This is a genomic window from Verminephrobacter eiseniae EF01-2, from assembly GCF_000015565.1.
In the GTDB taxonomy this organism is placed as follows: Bacteria; Pseudomonadota; Gammaproteobacteria; order Burkholderiales; family Burkholderiaceae_C; genus Acidovorax; species Acidovorax eiseniae.
The window spans coordinates 4,144,067-4,164,836 of sequence record NC_008786.1; the positions used below are offsets into that span (position 1 = coordinate 4,144,067).

The following is a 20,770-nucleotide window of genomic DNA, read 5'->3' on the forward strand; positions in this document are numbered from 1 at the left end:
TTAAATCCTTCATGGAATTGACGAGTTTTCGACCGGCTAAATTTAGCCGGTCGGTCGTCACTCAGACACCAGTCTGGAAAGATCGGCGCCCTGCTGCTTGTCGGACACGTTTGGCAGCGACCGGCTAAATTTAGCCGGTCAAAAAATACTCCCATCAGGCGAGGTATCGACGAAATCATGGCATCGGATTGACCGCCAAAGGCTTGCCCGCGAAGGTGTTCACCTCCCGGTGCGGCTCTGCACTGACCCACTGCGCACCCCGCGACCCTCCCTTGCCCTGGGTGACCGACCGCTTTCCCGCCCGTCATGTCCTCGACCAAGACACTTCTGACCTGACCAGTCAGACGCCCGTCTGGAAGTTCGAGGCAGTCACCCACAGGGCCAGTGCAATGGCCGCAACGGCCCCGTAGAGGATGCTGATACTGATCGTGAAGGGCAACAGCGGCAGCACGAGGAACACCCCCATCACCATCACGAACAGATGCCCGGCCGACCAGAAGAACACGGGGTTGTGCGACCTGAACATGTCCACCTTCTTCGCGCGCACCACCAGCCCATCTATCAACGCCGGCAGCGCAAGCGCCAGCATCAATGCCAGGAAGGTCGGCCAGAGCCCGGCCAGCCTCCATACCGCCCGATAGACCATGTTCCAAAGGTTGTCGTGGTACTTGCGGGTCTCGCGCGCGAGGTTGCGAAAGAAAACCGGATCGGTGGACTTGCCCTGGCTGGTGAGCAGTTTTTGCGTCCATCCAACGGCGCCCGTCGCAACGAACATTGACTGGTACAGCGCATCAGCCCGCCTCGTCACCCGCTCGGCATCCTGACCCAGAAGCAGCATCGTCTTCACCTCCTCACGCGGAACACGCATCTGCTCGCGATCGACGACAGCCGGTGTGAGGAAAACCAGTGCCAACGGCAGCACCCAGATCCACAAAAGGCTGTGGCGCGCGAATTGGTTTTTGATCTCGATCATGGGGCCTCCCGGTCGGCCTCGATGAACTCCAGGGCGCCCTTGTAGATGCCGCGCCCGGCCAGGAATGCAAAGTAGTGCAGTGGCGGCAGCCGCGTGAGCAGCGTGGCCGGTATCAGCGATGAACGTTCCGCCTTCAACGACCGCGATGTGTTGCTGCGGAACTCGGTAAATGCCGCGCTGGACTCCGAACCCGAACTGTATGACACGTCCATCGTGCGCGTCTTGACTTCACCGAACAACTCCGAGACGTACTTTGCGGTCTCGGCGCTGCGGATGCGCAAGCTGATGATGTTGTTCAAGTTGGCCAAGACCTGCTCGCACTTGTCCTTGCTTCCCAGGCGCACGGTCAGATCGGCGATGGCTTGCATCGCCAGGAAGCACTTGATGCCCGCGCCGCCGCCTTTGTTGAGTATCTGGATCAACTGATCGTTGGCCACCTCGGCCACCTCATCGACGAAAAGGTAGGCATCAGTGGGAGTGCTGAAGTTGTAGATGGCCCCGAGCGTGCTCGACAGATCAGCCAGCAAGATGGAGCCGATGGCCGAGGCGATGGTCTTGTTGGACAGCGAATCGAGCGCGATGTACAAGACGGCCTTCTCGTCGATGACGCGCCTCATGTCGTAGATCGGACGCTTGTCAGTCAAGTCCTGGTGATCCGGCGAGAGCAGATCCCCGAGTTCATCGGATCCCAGCATTTCCAAAATGGGCTCCAGCACTTGCACCATCTTCGAATAATGCTCTTTGCTGTGCTTGACCATCGAGATGATGCCTTCGATGATGTCATCGGATTCGCCATCGGCAATGAACTTGGCGATGCACCAATCCAGGCGGGTCATTGTCTTGCCGTCCTTGGGCAAGTTCTTCAAATCGCGATCCCACTCGGGGCCGTGCTTGTCCGCAAAGTGTATGGACAGCAATTTCTCGGCCAGCCCCTCCACGCCCATTTGCACATAGCGCTTGGTGTTGCGAATCGTGGGCCGCTGACCGGTCGCGATCAGGGCGCGATGCACGCGGTACAGGGTTTTCCAGGCGAACGCAGCGAACGAGCCATCGGCATCGACGAGTTGGCCGATGCGGGTGGCCGGCTCGGATTTGGTGTTCCAGTTCTGCAGTGGTTGCAGCCGGATGGACTTGGAGGGCTGGGCCGGGTCGAAATATAGAAACTTGCGCCCTTTGAGCCGGCACATCAGTTTGAGCATCGACACCCAATCGATATCCTTCTTGGGGTCGATGACGATCAGCGCACTGCCAATATCAACGATCTGCGCAGTGATGCTCTCGTAAAGGCGCGTTTTGCCTGCGCGCGTGGTTCCTGTGATCAGCGTATGCCCCGCCAACGATGTGAACGGGATACCCAGGTCCTGCTCTTGCTCGATGCCGATCCCGTGAATCCATGGCGCACCGATATCCGAATCGAGCACAGGTTTCGTGTTCGACGGAAGGATCTTCCTGATCACCGCGAGCTTCATCTTATCGATCTTGGTCAACGCATCCCTGGGCTTGTGCTCCAGCTCCAGCATCGCCTCTCGAACGAACAGCGGCAAATCCGGAAGCTCATCGACGTTCCGGTTGAGGATCTGGTCAGCGATTTCCGCGTGCCGCTGCGTCCACGAATATCCGCGCCCCAGGGACAACATGCCGCGTTTGCAGTAAAAGCGCGATCGTTGCATCAAATCTGCCAAGGTGATCGTGCGCCCGCGCGCGAGTGACAGCGCCAAGCGGAACGACCACAGGCGCTTGACCTGTAACGCCCGGGATACCGACAACAGCACCAGGACTGGCACGATGAGATGCCACCAGGGCGGCCGATGCACCATCAAGAGCACAGCGCCCGCACCCCAGGCCATGGCCGCGTAGCCCTCGTAAGCCTTGCGAAACAAGTCTTCGTACTTGCGCACGCTCATGGTCGGCCTTCACGGGCGCCGAAGTGACCGGCTAAATTTAGCCGGTCGAAAGATCGAGAAAAGCCCATGTGTTTCATGCTTTGGACACCTTCTTCTTCGCTTGTGCGTACACGTCCGCCAGCGCCCTGTTGCAAAGCGCGAAGTCAGCGCCTTTTTCGATCACCACGCCGGCCTCGTACAGTGCCGTGTAGTTCTCCTTGGGCGTTGCACCGAATCCCAGCGCTTTGCGGCTCAAGCGGATACCCTTGTCATCGACCGTGATCTCCCCGTCCATCGACTCGATCAGGGCCAATGCCTGCGCCCACTCCACGACCTTTGAATTGATTGTCAGAGGGGCCTGCTTCGTGGCAGCTTGAGATGTCCGTAAAGCAACTGCTGGAGCCGCAACCGCCGCTTGCACCTCACTTGCCGGTGCCTGCGCAGGACGAAGCGCATCGGCCTGCGCCAAGCGAGCGCTTGCCACGGCCTTGCCTTGCACAGGAACATCGCCCATGGCCACCGGCTCGGCATCGGCAATCGACGCAGCCTCACGCTGGCGCTGCGCCTCGATCACCAGGGCGAGCGAAGTCCTGACCACCCGTCCCAACGGGGATTCATGGGGCGTCGCGGCAAGCAGGGGATTGATGGCCCCGCCCAGGGCGGCCACCATGGACGGTGGCTCCAGATGCGCGAACTGGCCTGAATAGAAAAACGACTGCAGATAGATCAGTCCTGCCTCATTCACCCCTGAAGGGCTTGCCTTCCAATTCGCTGTGAAACCCTTGCCTGCCTGGGACAGCGGGACATGACTGGCAAACGAGAACGTCTCGCCGCCGTCGAGCACAACCTCGACCTGCCCCAAGCAGATGAGGTAGGTGCTTGCCAGCGCCGCGCAGTAGGCCAGCCAGCGGAAGATCGGATCGTTTTTCTGGCGCTCCTGGGCCGTTGCCTTGGGCAGGAAGATCGTGGCATCGCTGGCGCGCACGGCAAGCAGCCCGGCCTGCAGCCCGCATTGCAACGCTCCCCCGGGTTGCTTGAAAACATCCGGCGTGAGCGGCAAGTCCTGAACGCACATGGCCAAGCGCTCTGCGACGGGCACATATTCGCCAAGGAACTGCGCTCTGCCCAGCGACGTGGCAACCAGCAGTTCCGGGAAGTGCCTGGGGCCGACAAGCTTTTCGAAAAGAGTCTTGGGCGTGGTGGGTTTCGAGTGCATCCGGGCAGACTGCCCATGCCTGCACGCTTGCTTTTTTCAAATGCTTTGCGGAATGGCGAAGTTTTTGAATTTGATATCTGTTATCCCACTGTAAGAATCAAAAAGCAAGGCAATTCCTTGCTCATTCCATCTTACCGCAGGAGACGACAAAATGAGCAAACTTCGACCCGGCAGCCCACTGCCCGCGATTCACGGGAACATGACGCTGGATCTCTTTGGATTCGAAGACGCGCGTCTGAATCAGTTGAACATCATCCAGCACACCACATCGGTGATTACTCATCTGGAAGCGATGCAGGCCAACGCCATGGCCATGTGTCTGCACATGTTCCTGTTGCGCCAGGAATTTGATGTGGTCGGCGACAAAACTTGGGGTATGTTTTGCGAGCGCAATTTCAAGAAATATGGGCTTCACGAATCCGGCATCCGCGCTGCAATCCGCACGGGGAAAGTCCTGGCGAACCTTGGGCACAAAGGGCACGATTCGACCGAATTGGCTCAACTGAGCCGCGCAGCCCTTTTTGCTTTTGGCGATGCCCCGGTGGATGTGCAGGAAAAACTCCTGGCCGACGTAAAAGAGACGATTCACGACCGGGGAAAGGGACCCACGGCGGATGAAATCAAAAAGCGCGTCGAGGAACTGTCCGCTGAAGTCTCCGACAAGGCCGGGCTGCTGAAAGAAAAAGACGCCGCGATCTACCGATTGAACACGGCGCTCCAGGCGCGAGAAACCGAAGCATCGCAAGCGCGCGAAGAAATCGACCGCCTCCATCGTCGCCTGCAGAACCAGGCGCAGGAAGTCGTTCATCAACTGCCCAAGGGCGTCAAGGACGCAGAAGCGCTGAGGCAGCAGATCGAAGATGAAATCACGGCCAAGCGCGACGAACTCATGCGCACCGATGCCGAGATCACCAAACTGCGCGATCAGCACCAGCGTTTGCAGCAGCAAGCCGCGCTGCGCGCCCATGCGCAAAACGCACTCGAATCCCTCGAAGGTGACCTCAAGGCACTGACTATGAAGTACACCGAGGTGCTGGTCGAGAAGATCCGTAGCGCCGACCGGAACAATATCCAGACGCTCGACAGGCTCGCCAACGGCTTGCGCGCTCTGGCCGACCAACTCTCTGCGACCCTGGTCTAGGGAGGGCGCCATGGTCGCGAACGAGAAAACCACAGCAAACGCAAATCTTTCACCCATTTCACCCATTCGTGAGGGTCTTGTCGGCCCGGCGTTTCAGGAGCAGATCGAAGTCGTCAATCGCGAATTCCTCAAGTTGATCAACCTGGCGGCCATTCTTGGCGAGAGCGAGCCGCTGGCCGAGGTCATCCTGGGCCTGAGCCATGAGGCGATTCAGGAGTTGCGCAATGCGGGCGCGACCCAGATGCTCGCGGCCCAGGCCATGGGCCTGCCTCTGGTCGAGTTGCGCATCAAGGATGCCAAGACCCTTCAAAGCATCGTTCAGTCCGGGTTCGGATCACAGGAAGCAATATCGATCGTCCTGAAGTCCATGCCGCTGGAATTGATGACGAAGGCAAGGAGGCGCTGATGGCCCGCAGAGTCGATCTCCAACTCTACGAGACGGCAAAGGTGATGGCCAAGATGCAGGCTCGCGCTTGTGTCATCAGCCGCATCACCGGCCTGTCAATCGCCGATACCCGGAAAATCTGGCACGACGAAATGGGGCGAAGCTCCCCGAGCGGGCAGCAGCCCAACGATGATCAGTGGTTCCTGAAATCGCCTCTCCGGCGTATGCATGGGGCACTGATTCTTCAGTTGTATGCGCGCGCGCAAAAAGCCATGCCACCGCATGCCGCATTCACCCACGCTTACTACCATTACGCCCGGTTGACGGCCGGCTTGGCGCCGCGCTCGACTTGGCAAGGCGACCCCGCATTCCGGCAGAGCGAGGACGATTATGTCATTCCGTTTTTGCGGGCGCATTTCCTGACGCTTCTCTACACCGACGAAACACTGTCGGATGGACAGCGCAAATGCAATCTCCAGACTCGGCGCTGCAAGTCCTGCGGCACGCTCTATCTGGGCCATGTCGAAGAAGTCAGTAGCAAATGTCCAATTTGCGTGGCACAGAAGAAGTGATTTCTGTTTTGCAACCATCAAACCGCCTTCGGGCGGTTTCTTTGTTTGATGGCCAGACAGATCAGAGGCCATGCCCAATCGCAGATCGACGGAACGCAGCGCCATTCGAGCTTGAACTGTCTGCGTTTCATTGCAGGATGGACCCATGCCCCACCTCAATGCTGTCGAGAGATCCATGCCGGCCCCTTGTGCTGATGGTGATGTGAGAACTCCCATGAGACACCCGAGCCGACCGGCGTTGCGCTACCACGGGGGCAAATTCCGGCTCGCTCCGTGGATCATGAAGTTTTTCCCGCCCCACAATGTCTACACCGAGGCTTATGGCGGTGCGGCTGGGGTGCTGCTGCAAAAGCCACGCAGCCACGGCGAGGTGTACAACGATCTGGACGGCCACATCGTGGCGTTCTTTCGTTGCCTGCGCGAGCCGAACAAGCGCGACGAACTGGTGCAGGCGATCACGCTGACGCCCTATGCACGCGCCGAGTTCGAGCTGGCATGGGAGCCGGCGCCGGAGCAGGACATTGTCGAGCAGGCCCGTCGCACGGTGATACGCGCCCAAATGGGCTTTGGCTCTGGCGGCGCCACGAAGGGCCGCGTAGGGCTGCGCATTGACACCATGCGCAAATACACCACTGCGCAGATGAATTGGGCGAAGTACCCGAGTGTGCTGCTGCAGGTTGCCGAACGGTTCCAGGCGGTGCTGATCGAGAACCGCCCGGCCATCGATGTGCTGGAGCAGCATGACAGCGCCGACACGCTGCACTTCATCGACCCACCATATGTTCCCAGCACCAGGGTGACAGATGCCGCTTACGCACACGAGATGAGCGCCGCTGACCACGGCGAACTACTGGACATGGCGCAGAAACTCAAAGGAATGATCGTGTTGTCCGGCTATCCCTGTGCGCTGTACGAAGCGCGCCTGCCCGGCTGGCGCTCGTTCAGGACACGGGCGCGTATCAGCAGTGGACGCGGGACTGCCCTGCGCACCGAGGTGGTGTGGCTCAACCCCACCTGCGAGCGCGCCCTCAGTGGCTGTGCGGGGGATCTTTTTGCGCAGGTGACGTGAACTTGGTGGATGGCGATATCGCAAATTCGAATGAGGACGTGAAGGACTTTGAAATGGAACAACCCATCGAGCAAACCATCGTGGAGATCACGCGCGAGCTGAACAAGCTGTGCGGCCAGCGCAACCCCAAGGCGGAAATCCGCCGCGATGAGCTGTATGCGCAGTTGCGCCTGATCGGCGCCACGGCGGCGTTCTACGACGGCTATGACGCCATGAAGAAGCTGCACGACGCTGCGGAACGGCTGGTGGGCAACACCAATGATGCCGGGTACTACATCAACCGTGCCTGGGACATGGTGGGTGGGTGGATGGCGTGAGCATGAGCGGCGCAGATGATCGATGGGTCTGCTCGGTCCCGAGCGGGAGCGGCCTGACTTTGGCGCAGCCATTGCCTGGCCTGCCGGTCGTCGGGCAGGGGGTGCTGCTGTGAGCCTCAAGCACGTCATCAGCGTATCCGGCGGCAAGGACAGCACCGCCACATTGTTGATCGCCCTCGAACGCTGCCGACGCGAGGACATCATCGCGATCTTCTGCGACACCGGCAACGAGCACGAGCAGACCTACGAATACCTGGCCTATCTGGAGCAGGCGCTGGATATCAGGATTCATCGCCTGAAGGCGGAGTTTTCTGCGCAGCTTGCGACCAAGCGCATGTTCATTGCCCGTGACCAGCGCACGGGCCGGGTGTACGAAAGCGCCGTCGTTTTTGATGCCTGCGGCAATCCAGTTTCCAAGCGCGATACACGCGGCAACATCGTGATGCGCACGGTCACGCGCAATGGTGTGAAGGTCGCCGAGCCGGTGCAAAAGACCAAAAAGGTCGGCAGCGGGCGGCGCCTGCGCTGGAGCAACAAGGCCAAGCGCAGGGCGCTCGCCGTGTTGATGCCCACCGGCAACCCGTTTCTCGACCTTTGCTTGTGGAAGGGGCGCTTTCCCAGTAGCACCGCGCGGTTCTGCACGCAGGAACTCAAACGCGATATGGCGGTGGCATTCCAGCTCGATTTGATCGAGCAAGGCTTTCGCGTGTTGTCATGGCAAGGAGTGCGTCGTGATGAGTCGCACCAGCGGCGGGGAGCTAAATTGTCCGAGCGCATCGGCCCCGGGCTGTGGGCGTTCAGGCCCATCGTTGCGTGGACGTCCGATGAGGTTTTCAGATTCTGCTCGGCCAAAGGCATACAGCCCAATCCGCTGTACAAACAGGGCATGAGCCGGGTCGGTTGCATGCCCTGCATCAACGTCAAAAAAGCCGAGTTGCGCCAGATCGCCAGCCGCTTTCCTGCGCACATCGAGCGCATCGCCGAGTGGGAGCATTTGGTCGGCCAGGCCAGCAAGCGCGGGTTCAGCACGTTCCTGTCCGACGCGCACGATGCGGCAGATCGACGCCAGGTGTTTGCCGATTTGAATATTTGGGCGCGCGTCGAGTGGTCCAAGACCACCCGCGGCGGGCGCCAGTTTGATCTGCTCGCCGACTTGGACGCCCCGGCGGCCTGCGCATCGGCTTACGGGCTTTGCGAATGACTGCGCCTGCCCGCCCGGTGCTGCGCTACCACGGCGGCAAATGGCGCCTGGCGCCGTGGATCATCGGTCATTTTCCGGCCCACCGGGTCTATGTCGAGCCGTTCGGTGGCGCCGGCTCGGTGTTGCTGCGCAAGCCGCGCGCATACGCCGAGGTCTACAACGATCTGGATGGCGAGTTGGTCAACTTGTTCCATGTGGCCCGCGACCGAGGTCCGGCGCTCAGTCAAGCCCTGCGCTTGACGCCGTTTGCCCGGCGCGAATTCATCGACAGCTATCAGCCGAGCAGTGATTGTCTGGAGCAGGCGCGGCGCACGGTTGTGCGCTCGTTCATGGGGTTTGGCTCGAACTCGCACAACAAGCGCTCGGGCTTCAGAAACAACTCGAACCGCTGCGGCACCACGCCAGCGCACGACTGGGCCAACTACCCGCAGGCCCTCGAGCAGGTCATCGACAGGCTGCGCGGTGTTGTCATCGAGAGCAAGGATGCCGTCTCGCTCATCGGGCAGATGGATGGAGATGGCACTCTTTTCTACGTGGATCCGCCCTATGTCTTATCCACCCGGGACAAGGGCCACGATTACCGGCACGAGATGACCGATGCAGATCACGAGAGCCTGGCGCAAACCCTGCATCGGGTCAAAGGCTTCGTGGTTCTCAGCGGCTACCCGAATCGGCTCTATGCGCGGCTTTTTCCGGATTGGCAGTGCATCGAACGCCATGTGTTTGCCGATGGCGCCAGACAGCGCGTCGAGTGCCTTTGGCTGAATCCGCCTTGCAGTGCCGCGCTGATCGGGCAGCAGGCGCAACAAAGGTTGATTGCATGAGCGCGCAAAGTCTGCCGATTGTCCGCGACAACGCCCGCCCGCTGCCGGGGTTGCACAAGGGGCCGCCAATGACCTCCACCACAGAGTGTGAGCAATGCCAACGGGCCCAAACGAACAAGGGCTGGGGCTGCTACCGGATGCAGTGCCTGCAGTGCTGTGCCCGGCTTGTGGCTTCGGCCAGACCTTCTCGCCCGCACCAGGAGGCGATGCTCGCGGCCATCGAGCGATTCCCGGGCGCACCTTCGCGCGACGCGGTGCTGGCCGGCCTCAAGTGATACCGAAGCAGGTGATCCCCTTTCCCCAAGCGCAACGCCGTGATCGCCTGCCTTGCTTCGGCTCTGCGAGGCGTTCATCGAATGCCTCACATTCAAACTTGAAATCGCGCACTTTCAATGCAGGATGGATCCATGTCCTACCTCAAAGAAATCACGAGCGGGCGCCTCCGGGCGCAGGCCGTCCGGAAAGCCTTGCCGCCCATCACCGCCCAGCAAGCAGCGCTCGTTCATGGGCCTGTTGAAGGCATCATCAAAGTCAACGCATTCGCTGGCGCTGGCAAGACCACTTCCTTGTGCGCCCTCGCATCCCGCCATGCCGACAAACGCTGCCTCTACCTGGCCTTTTCCAAGGCCGCCCAGATGGATGCGTCCAAGAGGTTCGCAAGCAGTGCACGGTGCCTGACCATCCACGGCCTGGCATTCGCCAGCTTCGGCAAGAAGTACGTCCACAAGCTCGGCCAACCCCGCAGCATCGACATCATCCGCCGGATGGGGATCCCCTGGAACTGGCAGCTCGCCGATGCGGTGGTGCAGACCATCGGTGCATGGTGCGTGAGCGACTGGGAGGAGTTTCCCAAGAGCGCATGCGCCGTCAATGGCACCCTGACGGGCACGCCTTCGATGCTCGCGCAGGCGGCAGGCATCGCCAAGCAGGCATGGCAGCGCATGTGCGACCCGGCCGGTGATATGCCCATGTCGCACGACGGCTATCTCAAGCTGTTCCAACTGAGCCAGCCTCGCATCGACGCCGACCTCATCATGCTCGATGAAGGCCAGGACACCAATCCCGTGACGTGGGCCATCGTGCGCTGCCAGGCATGCCCGCTGGTCATCGTCGGCGATCGCTACCAGTCGATTTTTCAGTTCCGTGGCGCAATCAACGCCATGCAGATCGCAAAGGCCGATCGCGAGTACCCTTTCACACAGAGCTTCCGGTTCGGTCCGCGCGTTGCACGCATCGCCACCGATCTGCTGCGGATGTTCTACCGTGAGCAGGCTGCCATCGAAGGTCTCGGCCCCGACACGCTGATCACGGCCACACCGCAGGGCTCGCCCCGCGCAATCCTGGCCCGCACCAATGCCACGGTTTTTCAACACGCCGTCAAAGCGATCCGTTGCGGGCAAAGCCTCGGCTTCGCGGGAGGGGTCAACGCCTACGGCTTCGAGAAATTGCTCGACGTGAATCACTTGGCGCAAGAGCGCCACGATCGGATCCGCGATGACCTGATCCGGACTTTCCCGAGCTTTTCTCACTTCATGGAGTACAGCAAACAAAGCGGCGACCTGGAGGCAAAGCGCCAGATCGAGGCCGTCTTGGCCTATGGCGACGAACTCGAAACCCTGATACCGAGCATCCACCAGTCGGCCCAGACCGATCTGAGCAAAGCCTTCATCGTGCTCGCCACGGCCCACAGAGCCAAGGGTCTGACATTGGACCATGTGGAGTTGGCCGACGACTTTCCCGAACTGCTGGACGCGGCCGGCGCCCCGCTGCAAGCAGATCAACTCGATCGCCAGGAAGTGAACCTGTTGTACGTTGCCCTGACTCGCCCACGGCTGACGCTATCCCTGAACCGCACTACCCTGGAATTCGTCCGCGAATGTGGCGCATCTGAATTGCTGGGGGATGATTGAACGATCGGCCAAACGGGCGCGACCAATTCGACGAATCCCCAGGCAGGGGCGGCGACGCCTTCATCCACCTGCGTGTGCCCGCTGCGCTCAAGGCATGGTGGGTGCGCGATGGCCGCAACCAGGCGTGACGCTGACCGACTGGATCGTCGATCGTGTGAGGCACAACACCATGAATGTTTTCAAAGTACCGCAAAGCCTGGCCGACAAGTACCACGGCGCTGGCTACGCCCTGGCGGCCACGGTGGCCGGGCAGTTGGTGGACATCGTCTATTTGGCCGACATGCTGCCGGACTTCGGCGGCCAAGACGGTCCCACCCGAGCCGATGCGCAGACTGCCATCGACGAGCCTGTACTCGCGCCCACGGTGCGGCACCTGCAGGCCCTGGGCAGCGTGCACATGGGCATGTTGTCCGGTTGGGCGTTCGTCGAGCTATGACCGTCGCCGACCTGCGCGCTTGGCAGGCCGCCGTGGGCTTTACCTACGAGAGCGCCGCCGAGGCCCTGGGCATGTCCCGTTCGGGCTATGCCAAGTTGGTCACCGGTGCCTGCCGCCAACGACCGGCGCACGGCGCTGGCCTGTGCAGCCATTGCGGCGGGGCTGCAAGCATGGACGCGACGGCCTCCTGCTTGCACAGTTCCCGTACCCTGCTCAAGGGCTTGGGCACCTTGAGCTACGACGTCACCCATGCCGCGCTGAACCCGCAGGCCAAGATCGTCCTGACTACCCCCACTGCCTTGCATAACAACGCCTTCATGCTGCCGGGAATGCATTCAATGGGATTGAAAATGGTATTTTTTAAGAACACCATTGATTTATATAAGTTTTTTAATCCCACCCTCTCCGCCAGAAGTGGCCCAAGCCAGTCCACCAAAGCCCCGCGCCGTATACGCGCCGGGGCTTTTTCTTTGGAGATGTCGTCCATCATTGTCCAAAACACACCATGCCGATACCGCGCAAGCTTGGAAACGTTCTACCGCGCAGACTCCTGGCCGAATATGTGGACTTCGACAAGCGCTGCACTTCGCGCTCCTGTTTGGCCGTCAGCGTGCGCCCCGTGCTTGCGGGACGGCCGGGGCGCGTGATGTACTGCCCTCCAGCCACCTTCGGCATGCGCCTTGAGCGCCGCGATCACTGTCGTGCGCGACATCTCGCATTGCGCCACCGTGTCCTTCAGGCTCACGCCATCCAGCCTCATCTTCACTGCGCGCCGGCGCCGCTCGTCGAGCGCATCCACCGACAAGGTTCGAGAGTCAATTGTGTCCATACCTTACGTGGCTTCGATGGACGCAAATAGTTCAATATTTCAATGCCGAATCAATAGGAGAACAGTCGGTGCATGGAGTCGATCGACTCCGGCCCGTACGCGACAACGCCAACGGGCACGGCGTAATCAATGGCCTCGATGATCTTGCCCGCCCACACCGGGCTGAATCCACCACAGAGCTCAATGAGCTGCACGCCCTCCCGAACCATCTCCTGGGCAACCTCAATGCCCTCGGAGGCTGTTGCGACGCCCACCACTTTCATCTGAAATTTATCGGTTCCCTGATGCTGAACGAAGCGGTCTCCGGTTACGATGAATCCGAATTTGGTGAGGGCCATGAGCTTGTTCTCCGTTTGTGTGCGTTGAATGAGAGCTTTGGAACAAGAGGCGCCAATTGCGACTGCTTGCTTCCGATTTAGCGGACCACCGCGCCAGGCGTCCTGCCTGCAAGAGTCGCGACTGCTGGAGCCGCAATCGCTGATGGGTAGCACCCCTGCAACCTCCATGCACGATTTCCGCCGGGGCCATAACCGTTCGATCCGCTCTCGCAGAAACTCGGCCCGCTCAGGCCCCGCTGCTTCTCGATTTCAGAAAGCATGCGGGGACGGAATCGACCTCGTGTGCCCGGGTCGTTTTGCATCTCGTGAGGGCATTTAGCCACGAACTGAAGAAGTTTCGAGTGGTTGCGGCGTGGTTGTTGCTGCAGCGAACGGCTCGCTCATTGCCGGATAGTCGGTGTATCCCTTGGTATTGCCGAAATAGAAGGTCGACGGTTCGGCCGGGTTCAAGCCAGCGGCGCTGGCAAAGCGGGCCACGAGATCCGGATTCGCGATGTACAGGCGACCGAATGCCATTGCGTCGGCAACATCATGGGCGAGCAACTCCTGCGCTGATGTCGGGCGTCATGCGCTCCCAGCCCTTGGGTTTGAGCGAATTCGGGTCGAACATCCAGCCGATGTACGCATGCATGAATTGGGCGAAGCGGCGGCCAGGGCTACTGCCAGCCGGAGCAACGGGACTATGAGGGTCGCTGGGCTCATCCGTGTTTCCGTGATGACGCCGATGGGTCGCGGTCCAGAGAATCACCCCTCCCTGAAAACTCATCGACCCAAGGATGCCCAACAGCATTTCCATGGGCTTCGATGTCTTGAACGACCTGTGGGCGAAGTACCGGTGAAAGCCTACTTCCAGCCCGAGCATCGCGAGGAAATAGCACGCTGCGAACAGCGCGATGTCGAACAGATGGACCGGCATCCTGAATGCAAAGATCGAGACGAGCAGGCAAACGGTTCCCGGCAGCGGCACCATGTTGGCTGTCAGCGCCAAGATCAGTTCCCGCCTGCTGGTGCGCACGCGTTGTCTCAGGAGCGCTTGGCTCGGGGCATTTGGAGTGAGCATTTGTCTAGCTTTCGACGGCAATTGCGAGGGAATCGTGGAGTTCGGAGTGGTTGCCTTCACTCGAAGGTTGCGTCCACTGCGCCCACACCTCCATCTCCTGACGCTCCAGCAATTGGCGAGCGAGGCGTCGCTGGACCTTCCCGCTGGAAGTCTTCAGCGTTCTGCCCGGCGCCACGATGACGACGGTGAAGGGGAGGAACTGGGACTGTTTTCCGACAGCTGAAAGCAACGATGTAGTCGATTCCAGGGGGGTATAGAACAATCGCGCGGTCGCCCGGCATGGCCGCCTGCTCAAGCCGTGCCGAGAACGCGATCACGCGCTCCAGCAGTTCTCCGTATGTGATCCTCTGGTACGAGCTTTTGTCGTCCGGGTCGTGCAAGAAGGTATAGGCAACCCGGTCTTGGTCGTTCACTCCTCTCAGCCTGACGCAGTCACAGATCGATCGACATCCGCCGTCGATGTCCACGGCATTGCTTCTCAACTTCACGCGAAAACTCCTTCCGAATCATGCCTACCTCAAGACAATTCCTAGTGTCGCGTCACCGATCAGATGTCGTAGGCTGCGCGCAGCCATCGGAGCGCAGCGCAAGGCGCATCGCGCAGCCAATACCGAGCGTATTGGCAAGCGATGCAACGCCGCGATGCGCTTCGATGGCCAGCGCAGACCGACAGATGATCGGTGACGCGACACTAGGGTCGCCGCATTGGGGCGGCCGGCTCGGCGAATTCAATTGAGTAACCTTGTTTCGAACGATTCTTTGCGTAATGGATAAGATTGTCTATGTCTGTTTTTGCATCTTATGAGACGTAGAAGGTCTGATGATCGAGCTCCAGAAACTCCACTATTTCGTCACCGTTGCACAGACGCTGAACGTTGGAAAAGCGGCAACGCTGCTGCACATATCGCAATCACCGCTGAGTCGTCAGATCATTGCCCTGGAGGAGCGACTGGGAACGGCCCTCTTCTCCCGCGAGCGAAAGCGGCTTCAACTGACGGATGCGGGTCGGCAGTTTCTGGACGAGGCAAAGGCCCTGATCGAGCATGCGCAGCAACTGGAAGATCGCATCCGGGATGAGGCGGAGGGGAAGACGGGCGCCATGACGCTTGGCTTCGTGGAAGGTGCCATTCATGTGGGGGCCCTGCAGACGGCCATCAAACGCTTCTTGAATGTCGCGCCACAAGCCAGGATCGAACTGAAGAACCTGCGCTCGCGACAGCAGTTCGAGGCATTGCAGTTCGGCGGAATCGATGTCGGCTTCACCTATTCACCGCCCGTGCGCAGCAGCACGCTTGTCGCGCAACAGATCGCGGATGAAGGATTTGCTGTCGCGATGCCCAGAAATCATCCGCTTGCCCAGGGGCGTTTCGATCCACGCAAGTTGGATGGGGAGGCATTCATCGCCCTTCCCGAGAAAGACTCCCCGGAGGCGCGTCTGAGCTTGATGGGCGCGTGCGCAAGCGCCGGCTTCATCCCCAACGTTCGGTTCGAAGCGGCAGAGCCGTCCGTCGTGCTTGGACTCGTGGATGCAGGAGTTGGACTCGCGATCGTTCAGCAAAGTCTTGGCAAGACGCCTCGCAGGGGAATCGTGCTGCGCCCGCTGCCATCCTCATTTCCCATGAGAGCCCAGATATTCAGGGTGACAAGGAAAACCGTACGTCCCCTTGTCGCACGGTTTCTCGGCAGCCAGAAGGCCTGAGCTGCTGTTGCCGGATGCGTTCTGGCCTCGGAGGCTGGGCGGCAGAAGGTCAAATTTTTGTCGGCATGAGTCAGAGGCGGCCGTTGATCGGGGGCTACGGGCTTCGGAGCTTCCGCGACAGGCTCGGGTGACCTTGCGGTCCGGACTTCGGTGGTTCTGTCCTTGGCCCTTATGGGGTGCCCCTGGCCTTATGCGTCCTCCCAAGGGTTGATAACGTCCAAGCCGGCAGCTTGGAAAGGGCTTGTGTCGCGTGTAGCAACGGTAAATCCGTTGGCAAAGGCGACTGCTGCGATGCAGGCATCGGCAGTCTCGATGCCGATGCCTGCCTTGCGAACCTTCGCCATCAGCTCGGCATAGGCGCTTGTGCAAGCCAGATCGAAAGGCAGAACGCGCCCCGCGAACATCGGCAGAACGCGCTTTTGCAGATGCTCATGCAGCGCCGTCCGGCGCTTGCCGGTCGGCATCAGCGCGACACCGGCGCGCAGTTCGGCCACAGTCATCGCCGACAGGTACAGCGTTTCCAACGGCTGCGCGTCGATCCAGTCACTGACGCGAGCCTCTGGCGATGGGCGCAGCGGCTCCGAAATGACGTTCGTATCAAGCAGGATCATTCAAATCTCGCAGCACGGGCCGGGGTTTTGTCGCGCACGTTCTCAAAGATGGCGAACTCTTCTTCGGTCAGCTTGACCTTGCGGCCGATCTCGGACAGCAGCGAACCCAGCTTGATCCGGCCCTGCGGCTTCACGGCAGTTTCCAGGATGTCACGCATCTCGGCCTCGATGCTGAGGCCGTGTCGAGCGGCCCGCACACGGATAGCGCGATGCACTTCATCAGGCACATTTCGGACGGTAACGGATGGCATGTTTCAAAACCTCATTGTGATGCAGATTATTGCACTCTAGAAGAATGCAAGCAACCGCGCAATCATCGACCGCACCCATTGCCCTTGTCCTGGCGTTTCGCCTTCTTGGCCTCCATCTGCGCCCGTAGCCGCGCCTCGCGCTGTTCCAGTTCGGACGGCGCGGGCCTGGTCGGCTGCTGCACTTTGGCCGCCGGCGGCGTCGGGGTGGACTGGGTCGGCGCTTGCACCGGCCGCTGGGCCTCAATGCGCACCTGGTCGGGCTGGCCGAGTGTGTGCAGGCCGTTCCGGCGACCTGGTGGTGGCTTCTGGCCGACGGGTGACACGCCAGGCCGGCGCTTGGCCTGGGCCTTGTGGTCTCGGCCTGCCGCCGGCTTTCCAGTGCCGGATCGGCAAAGGTGATGGGTCGCTGGACATCGACGGCCGCCCGGATCGCGGCGGCCTTGAACTCCACGCTGCCGCTGACTGGTAATGCGCTCGCCATAGCGTTCCTTCGCCAGGCGCAGCGCCGCCACCACACCACCACGCCGGCGCGGTCGGCCTGGCTGGACACGGCCAGGCGCTCGCCGTCATCGCGCACGGCCGAGCTGCCGGCGCGGTAGATGATCGTGCCCTTCTTCGTGATGCTGTCGATCACCGGGGCATGGCCGGGCTTCTACAGGATGGAGCGCACGGTGAAGGTGCCACAGCGCGTGACGCGCGCCTCTTCCTCGACGAAGTCGGTGGTGCGCCGCACGGGCAGATCCTTCAGATGCTCGCGCTCGATGCGGAACGCCGCCGCATTGCGCCGGTTGCGGCGCATCACGACCTCGCGCACGAAGCCCTCGTAGGCCACCCGGTCATCGAAGTCGCGGTGCCCACGCAACAACAGGGCCTGCTCGATCGCATCCTTCAGGAATCGGTGCGAGGACTCGACGCTGCCGTTCTCGTGGCCCACGCCTCGGTTGTTGCGCGTGCCGGCCATGTCGTAATGCTCCAGCAGTGCCGTGTAGCGCGGGGTGAAGGCGGCGCACTTGGTGCGTTCACCACCAGCATCGCACCCGCACGTTGGCCAATCCCGATGTCGCCCGGGTCCTGCTCGAAATGCCCTTGGCGCTCGCGGCGCAGCCGCGTATCTTCAAGCGGTGGTGCAAGGCAGGTGACCTTGCCCCTGGATCCCGTATTCCCTTGCTGAGTCACGAATGGGCTTGCCTGGCCTGATGCCGTTCCTGAATCATCCGTGCACTTTGTCGGTGTCGCTTGCCGTCCATTTGTACTGTCTGCGCCCCGCCTTCGCTTTCACGGACGATTTCGAAATGGGATGAGCGGCGAGCGTGCTTTGTTTTCCGTTTTCTGAAGCGCCCCCATATTGCGTTGTCCGCCAAGACCGATGCAGCGCTGGTGTCAGCGCTTTTCGTATTGCGTCTTGCCGAACAGGATGTCCTTGGCTTTGTCGTCGGTCATCGCCCGGCGTTTGTCGGCCAGCACGGTGACGCCACGCTGCACCGCCGGGCGGGCATCGATGGCGTCGAACCAGCGCTGCACGCTGGGAAAGTCGCTCAGTTCCAGGCCCTGATTTTTCCACGAGCGCGTCCACGGAAAGCAGGCGATGTCGGCGATGGTGTACTCGTCGCCGGCGAGGTAGGCCGTTTTGGACAATTGCCTGTCGAGCACGCCATACAGGCGCTTGGCTTCGTTGGTGTAGCGGTTGATGGCGTAATCAATTTTTTCCGGTGCGTAGATGCGGAAATGATGCGCCTGACCGAGCATCGGGCCGAGACCGCCCATCTGGAACATGAGCCATTGCAGGACATTGAATTTCTCGCGGTCGCTGGCCCCGAGAAACTGGCCGGTCTTGCCTGCCAGGTAAATCAGGATGGCCCCCGATTCGAACAGCGACATCGGCTTGCCGTCCGGCCCATCGGAGTCGACGATGGCAGGGATTTTGTTGTTCGGCGAAATTTCCAGAAATGCTTTGGCAAACTGCTCGCCGGCACCGATGTCGATCGCGTGGGCACGATAGTCCAGCCCGCATTCTTCCAGCATGATGTGGACCTTGTGGCCGTTCGGCGTGGCCCAACTGTATATGTCGATCATGGTTTTCCCCTGTACCTCAGGTAATGATTCGGGTCACAGTGGGAACCCGCTGTGGATCCGTGGGTTTGAATGTGCCCGGCCAGTGTAGCCCAGCGTGCATATCCGCGCAGGTGCGCGGGGTCTGTTGTCCGCGCAGTCGTGCCGGTGTCATGAATCTTCCCTGTCGATGAATGAAGCCCCCAGTGGAACGCGCCGCAGCGGCCTACCACTCCGCCACACTGCCGTCAGCATGGCGCCACACCGGATTGCGCCAGTCGGGGCAATCGCGGCTGCGTTCGAGCACCAGCGCTTCGTTGATCTCTACGCCCAGGCCGGGCTTGGTGAATGGCGCGATAAAGCCGTTGTCGAGCCGGAAGTCTTGCGGGTTCAGCACATAGTCGAGCACTTCGCCGCCCCGGTTGTAGTGCATGCCCATGCCTTGTTCCTGTAGCGTGGCGTTCCAACTGACATAGTCGACATGCAGGCAGGACGCGAGCGCAATCGGCCCCAGCGGGCAGTGGGGCGCGATGGCCACGTCATGGGCTTCGGCCATGGCGGCGATCTTCAAGCATTCGCTGATGCCGCCCGCATGGGACAAATCCGGCTGCAAGATGGCGATTCCGCCGGCGGCAAGCACCCGCTTGAACTCGAAGCGGGAGTACATGCGCTCGCCAGCCGCCAGCGGCAGATGTGTCTTGGCGGCCAGTTTCGGGTAATGCTCGGCCTGTTCGGCCAGCACCGGCTCTTCTATGAAGAGCGGGCGCAAGTATTCCAGTTCCTTGATCAACACGGCCGCCATCGCGACCGATACCCGGCCATGAAAGTCGAGGCCGAACTCCACCGTGTTGCCGAACGCGGCCCGAATTTGCGCGACCCGCGCTACGGCAGCATCGACCGCCCGGGACGAATCGATGATGCCCAGTTCTTCACAACCGTTGAGCTTGAAGTGGGTGAAGCCGGCATCGACCCGCTGCCGAATGCCGTCGATCACGTCGGCGGGGCGATCGCCGCCGACCCAGCCGTAGGTGCGCATCCGGTCGCGCACCAAGCCGCCGAGCAACTGGTATACCGGGACGCCGAGCGCCTTGCCCTTGATGTCCCACAGGGCCTGATCGACGCCGGCGATGGCGCTCATGAAGACCGCTCCGCCACGGTAAAAGCCCGCACGGTACATCACTTGCCAGAGGTCATTGATGCGTGCCGGGTCTTGCCCGATCAGGTAAGGCTCCAATTCATGCACTGCCGCTTGAACGGCGCGCGCATGGCCTTCGACCACCGGTTCGCCCCAGCCGATGAGGCCCTCGTCCGTCTCGATGCGCAGGAACATCCAACGCGGCGGCACCCGGTAGGTCGTCAGTTGCGTGATTTTCATCGCGGCAGCTCCCGAAAAGCCTGAACGAAAGCCTGCGCCTGTTCCCGTGTGCGCTGCACGTCCTGTCCGGCCCGGTACAGTTCCCCGCCAAGACCGGCTCCGGCACAGCCGGCAGCAAGGTAGTCGGGCAAGTTTCCGGTGCTGATTCCGCCCACCGCAAACACCGGCACAGCCGGCGGCAAGACGGCCTTCAGCGCCCGGATATAGGCCGGCCCCAGTGCCGACGCGGGGAATATCTTGAGCATTTGGGCGCCCGCATCGAGTGCGGCGAAGGCTTCGGTGGCGCTCATGCAGCCGATGCAGGTCCACATGCCTGCCGCGCGGGCGCGGGCGATGACCGGTGGCGCGGTGTTCGGGGTGACGATCATCCGCGCGCCAATACGCTGCAAAGCCTCGACCTGCCGGACCTGTAGCACCGTGCCGGCACCGATCACCGCGCGGCTGCCGAAGGCGCTGACTGCCGCTGCGATGCTGCTGCTCCAGTCGGGGGAATTGAGCGGGATCTCGATGGCGTCAAATCCGGCCTCGACCAGCGCGGCCACATGCGCCAGCGCCTCATCCGGCCGCAGGCCCCGAAGAATGGCGATGAGCGGTAGCCGGAACGGGAGTTGAGTAGCGTCCAAGGGGTACC

General features: G+C 61.2%; 27 protein-coding genes and 2 pseudogenes. 13 read left to right on the plus strand and 16 right to left on the minus strand.

Annotated features, from left to right (window positions below; genetic code table 11):
* Positions 1–340: 340 nt before the first annotated feature.
* From VEIS_RS18150 to VEIS_RS18160, 3 genes are all read right to left on the minus strand, one after another.
* Complete coding sequence (locus VEIS_RS18150; protein WP_011811450.1) at positions 341–973, minus strand: DUF4400 domain-containing protein; 633 nt, start codon at positions 971–973, stop codon at positions 341–343.
* Positions 970–2,877, minus strand: a complete 1,908-nt coding sequence (gene traD, locus VEIS_RS18155; protein WP_011811451.1) for a conjugative transfer system coupling protein TraD — start codon at positions 2,875–2,877, stop codon at positions 970–972. The genes VEIS_RS18150 and traD overlap by 4 nt, the downstream gene beginning before the upstream one ends.
* A gap of 73 nt (positions 2,878–2,950) precedes the next feature.
* On the minus strand, positions 2,951–4,072 hold the full coding sequence (locus tag VEIS_RS18160; RefSeq protein WP_011811452.1) for a TraI domain-containing protein: 1,122 nt from the start codon (positions 4,070–4,072) through the stop codon (positions 2,951–2,953).
* Between the two features lie 151 nt (positions 4,073–4,223).
* Here VEIS_RS18160 and VEIS_RS18165 point away from each other — a divergent pair, with 151 nt between their 5' ends.
* The 12 genes from VEIS_RS18165 to VEIS_RS29900 all read left to right on the plus strand — a co-directional run bounded on the left by VEIS_RS18165 (position 4,224) and on the right by VEIS_RS29900 (position 12,574).
* Positions 4,224–5,213 (plus strand): hypothetical protein, encoded by a 990-nt coding sequence (locus VEIS_RS18165; RefSeq protein ID WP_011811453.1) that lies wholly within the window; start codon positions 4,224–4,226, stop codon positions 5,211–5,213.
* 10 nt (positions 5,214–5,223) lie between these two features.
* Positions 5,224–5,619 carry a hypothetical protein gene (locus VEIS_RS18170; protein ID WP_011811454.1) on the plus strand — a complete coding sequence of 132 codons (396 nt, stop codon included), beginning with the start codon at positions 5,224–5,226 and terminating at the stop codon, positions 5,617–5,619.
* Positions 5,619–6,170, plus strand: coding sequence for a FlhC family transcriptional regulator (locus tag VEIS_RS18175; RefSeq protein WP_011811455.1), 552 nt, complete (start codon positions 5,619–5,621; stop codon positions 6,168–6,170). Before VEIS_RS18170 ends, VEIS_RS18175 begins: the two co-directional genes overlap by 1 nt.
* A 214-nt stretch (positions 6,171–6,384) precedes the next feature.
* Positions 6,385–7,239: a DNA adenine methylase gene (locus tag VEIS_RS18180; protein ID WP_041950171.1), complete on the plus strand. Its 855-nt coding sequence runs from the start codon at positions 6,385–6,387 to the stop codon at positions 7,237–7,239.
* A gap of 53 nt (positions 7,240–7,292) precedes the next feature.
* Positions 7,293–7,556, plus strand: a complete 264-nt coding sequence (locus VEIS_RS18185; protein WP_157048584.1) for a hypothetical protein — start codon at positions 7,293–7,295, stop codon at positions 7,554–7,556.
* 109 nt (positions 7,557–7,665) lie between these two features.
* Positions 7,666–8,757 carry a phosphoadenosine phosphosulfate reductase domain-containing protein gene (locus VEIS_RS18190; RefSeq protein WP_011811458.1) on the plus strand — a complete coding sequence of 364 codons (1,092 nt, stop codon included), beginning with the start codon at positions 7,666–7,668 and terminating at the stop codon, positions 8,755–8,757.
* Positions 8,754–9,581, plus strand: coding sequence for a DNA adenine methylase (locus VEIS_RS18195; RefSeq protein ID WP_011811459.1), 828 nt, complete (start codon positions 8,754–8,756; stop codon positions 9,579–9,581). Before VEIS_RS18190 ends, VEIS_RS18195 begins: the two co-directional genes overlap by 4 nt.
* Positions 9,578–9,856 carry a hypothetical protein gene (locus VEIS_RS18200; RefSeq protein ID WP_041950173.1) on the plus strand — a complete coding sequence of 93 codons (279 nt, stop codon included), beginning with the start codon at positions 9,578–9,580 and terminating at the stop codon, positions 9,854–9,856. The genes VEIS_RS18195 and VEIS_RS18200 overlap by 4 nt, the downstream gene beginning before the upstream one ends.
* Before the next feature lie 132 nt (positions 9,857–9,988).
* A complete protein-coding gene (locus VEIS_RS18205) occupies positions 9,989–11,491 on the plus strand; it encodes a UvrD-helicase domain-containing protein (RefSeq protein ID WP_011811460.1) in 1,503 nt (500 codons plus the stop codon).
* Complete coding sequence (locus VEIS_RS31245; RefSeq protein WP_265259701.1) at positions 11,488–11,619, plus strand: hypothetical protein; 132 nt, start codon at positions 11,488–11,490, stop codon at positions 11,617–11,619. Before VEIS_RS18205 ends, VEIS_RS31245 begins: the two co-directional genes overlap by 4 nt.
* Before the next feature lie 41 nt (positions 11,620–11,660).
* Positions 11,661–11,927, plus strand: coding sequence for a hypothetical protein (locus tag VEIS_RS18210; RefSeq protein WP_086014401.1), 267 nt, complete (start codon positions 11,661–11,663; stop codon positions 11,925–11,927).
* On the plus strand, positions 11,924–12,574 hold the full coding sequence (locus VEIS_RS29900; RefSeq protein WP_041950175.1) for a helix-turn-helix domain-containing protein: 651 nt from the start codon (positions 11,924–11,926) through the stop codon (positions 12,572–12,574). The genes VEIS_RS18210 and VEIS_RS29900 overlap by 4 nt, the downstream gene beginning before the upstream one ends.
* Positions 12,575–12,806: 232 nt before the next feature.
* Here the strand turns inward: VEIS_RS29900 and VEIS_RS18220 are convergent, their stop codons facing one another.
* The 5 genes from VEIS_RS18220 to VEIS_RS26830 form a co-directional block, all read right to left on the minus strand.
* Positions 12,807–13,094, minus strand: a complete 288-nt coding sequence (locus VEIS_RS18220) for a DUF6506 family protein (protein ID WP_049773960.1) — start codon at positions 13,092–13,094, stop codon at positions 12,807–12,809.
* 315 nt (positions 13,095–13,409) lie between these two features.
* Positions 13,410–13,637, minus strand: coding sequence for a hypothetical protein (locus VEIS_RS18225; RefSeq protein WP_198137895.1), 228 nt, complete (start codon positions 13,635–13,637; stop codon positions 13,410–13,412).
* Positions 13,624–14,109, minus strand: a complete 486-nt coding sequence (locus VEIS_RS18230; RefSeq protein ID WP_198137896.1) for a fatty acid desaturase — start codon at positions 14,107–14,109, stop codon at positions 13,624–13,626. The genes VEIS_RS18225 and VEIS_RS18230 overlap by 14 nt, the downstream gene beginning before the upstream one ends.
* 101 nt (positions 14,110–14,210) lie before the next feature.
* Positions 14,211–14,642, minus strand: coding sequence for an AMP-binding protein (locus tag VEIS_RS29075; protein WP_011811466.1), 432 nt, complete (start codon positions 14,640–14,642; stop codon positions 14,211–14,213).
* 24 nt (positions 14,643–14,666) lie between these two features.
* Complete coding sequence (locus tag VEIS_RS26830; protein WP_157048587.1) at positions 14,667–14,846, minus strand: hypothetical protein; 180 nt, start codon at positions 14,844–14,846, stop codon at positions 14,667–14,669.
* A 128-nt stretch (positions 14,847–14,974) separates the two neighbouring features.
* Between VEIS_RS26830 and VEIS_RS18240 the strand changes: the two genes are divergently transcribed.
* Positions 14,975–15,853 carry a LysR substrate-binding domain-containing protein gene (locus VEIS_RS18240; RefSeq protein WP_011811467.1) on the plus strand — a complete coding sequence of 293 codons (879 nt, stop codon included), beginning with the start codon at positions 14,975–14,977 and terminating at the stop codon, positions 15,851–15,853.
* 188 nt (positions 15,854–16,041) lie between these two features.
* On the opposite strand, the gene VEIS_RS18245 is transcribed toward VEIS_RS18240, so the two are convergent.
* The 8 genes and pseudogenes from VEIS_RS18245 to VEIS_RS18275 form a co-directional block, all read right to left on the minus strand.
* Positions 16,042–16,464 (minus strand): type II toxin-antitoxin system VapC family toxin, encoded by a 423-nt coding sequence (locus VEIS_RS18245; protein WP_011811468.1) that lies wholly within the window; start codon positions 16,462–16,464, stop codon positions 16,042–16,044.
* A complete protein-coding gene (locus VEIS_RS18250; RefSeq protein ID WP_011811469.1) occupies positions 16,461–16,715 on the minus strand; it encodes a FitA-like ribbon-helix-helix domain-containing protein in 255 nt (84 codons plus the stop codon). Before VEIS_RS18250 ends, VEIS_RS18245 begins: the two co-directional genes overlap by 4 nt.
* Positions 16,716–16,777: 62 nt before the next feature.
* A complete protein-coding gene (locus tag VEIS_RS30735) occupies positions 16,778–17,038 on the minus strand; it encodes a hypothetical protein (RefSeq protein ID WP_232287740.1) in 261 nt (86 codons plus the stop codon).
* A 47-nt stretch (positions 17,039–17,085) separates the two neighbouring features.
* A pseudogene (locus tag VEIS_RS31705) lies at positions 17,086–17,349 on the minus strand (LPD7 domain-containing protein); the annotation flags it as partial.
* Positions 17,350–17,370: 21 nt separating this feature from the next.
* A pseudogene (locus tag VEIS_RS18260) lies at positions 17,371–17,715 on the minus strand (IS21 family transposase); the annotation flags it as partial.
* Between the two features lie 380 nt (positions 17,716–18,095).
* Positions 18,096–18,788, minus strand: coding sequence for a glutathione binding-like protein (locus VEIS_RS18265; RefSeq protein WP_011811472.1), 693 nt, complete (start codon positions 18,786–18,788; stop codon positions 18,096–18,098).
* A gap of 202 nt (positions 18,789–18,990) precedes the next feature.
* A complete protein-coding gene (dgoD, locus tag VEIS_RS18270) occupies positions 18,991–20,139 on the minus strand; it encodes a galactonate dehydratase (protein WP_011811473.1) in 1,149 nt (382 codons plus the stop codon).
* Entirely contained in the window at positions 20,136–20,762 is a 627-nt protein-coding gene (locus tag VEIS_RS18275; RefSeq protein ID WP_011811474.1) for a 2-dehydro-3-deoxy-6-phosphogalactonate aldolase, read from the minus strand. Before VEIS_RS18275 ends, dgoD begins: the two co-directional genes overlap by 4 nt.
* Between the last annotated feature and the right edge of the window lie 8 nt (positions 20,763–20,770).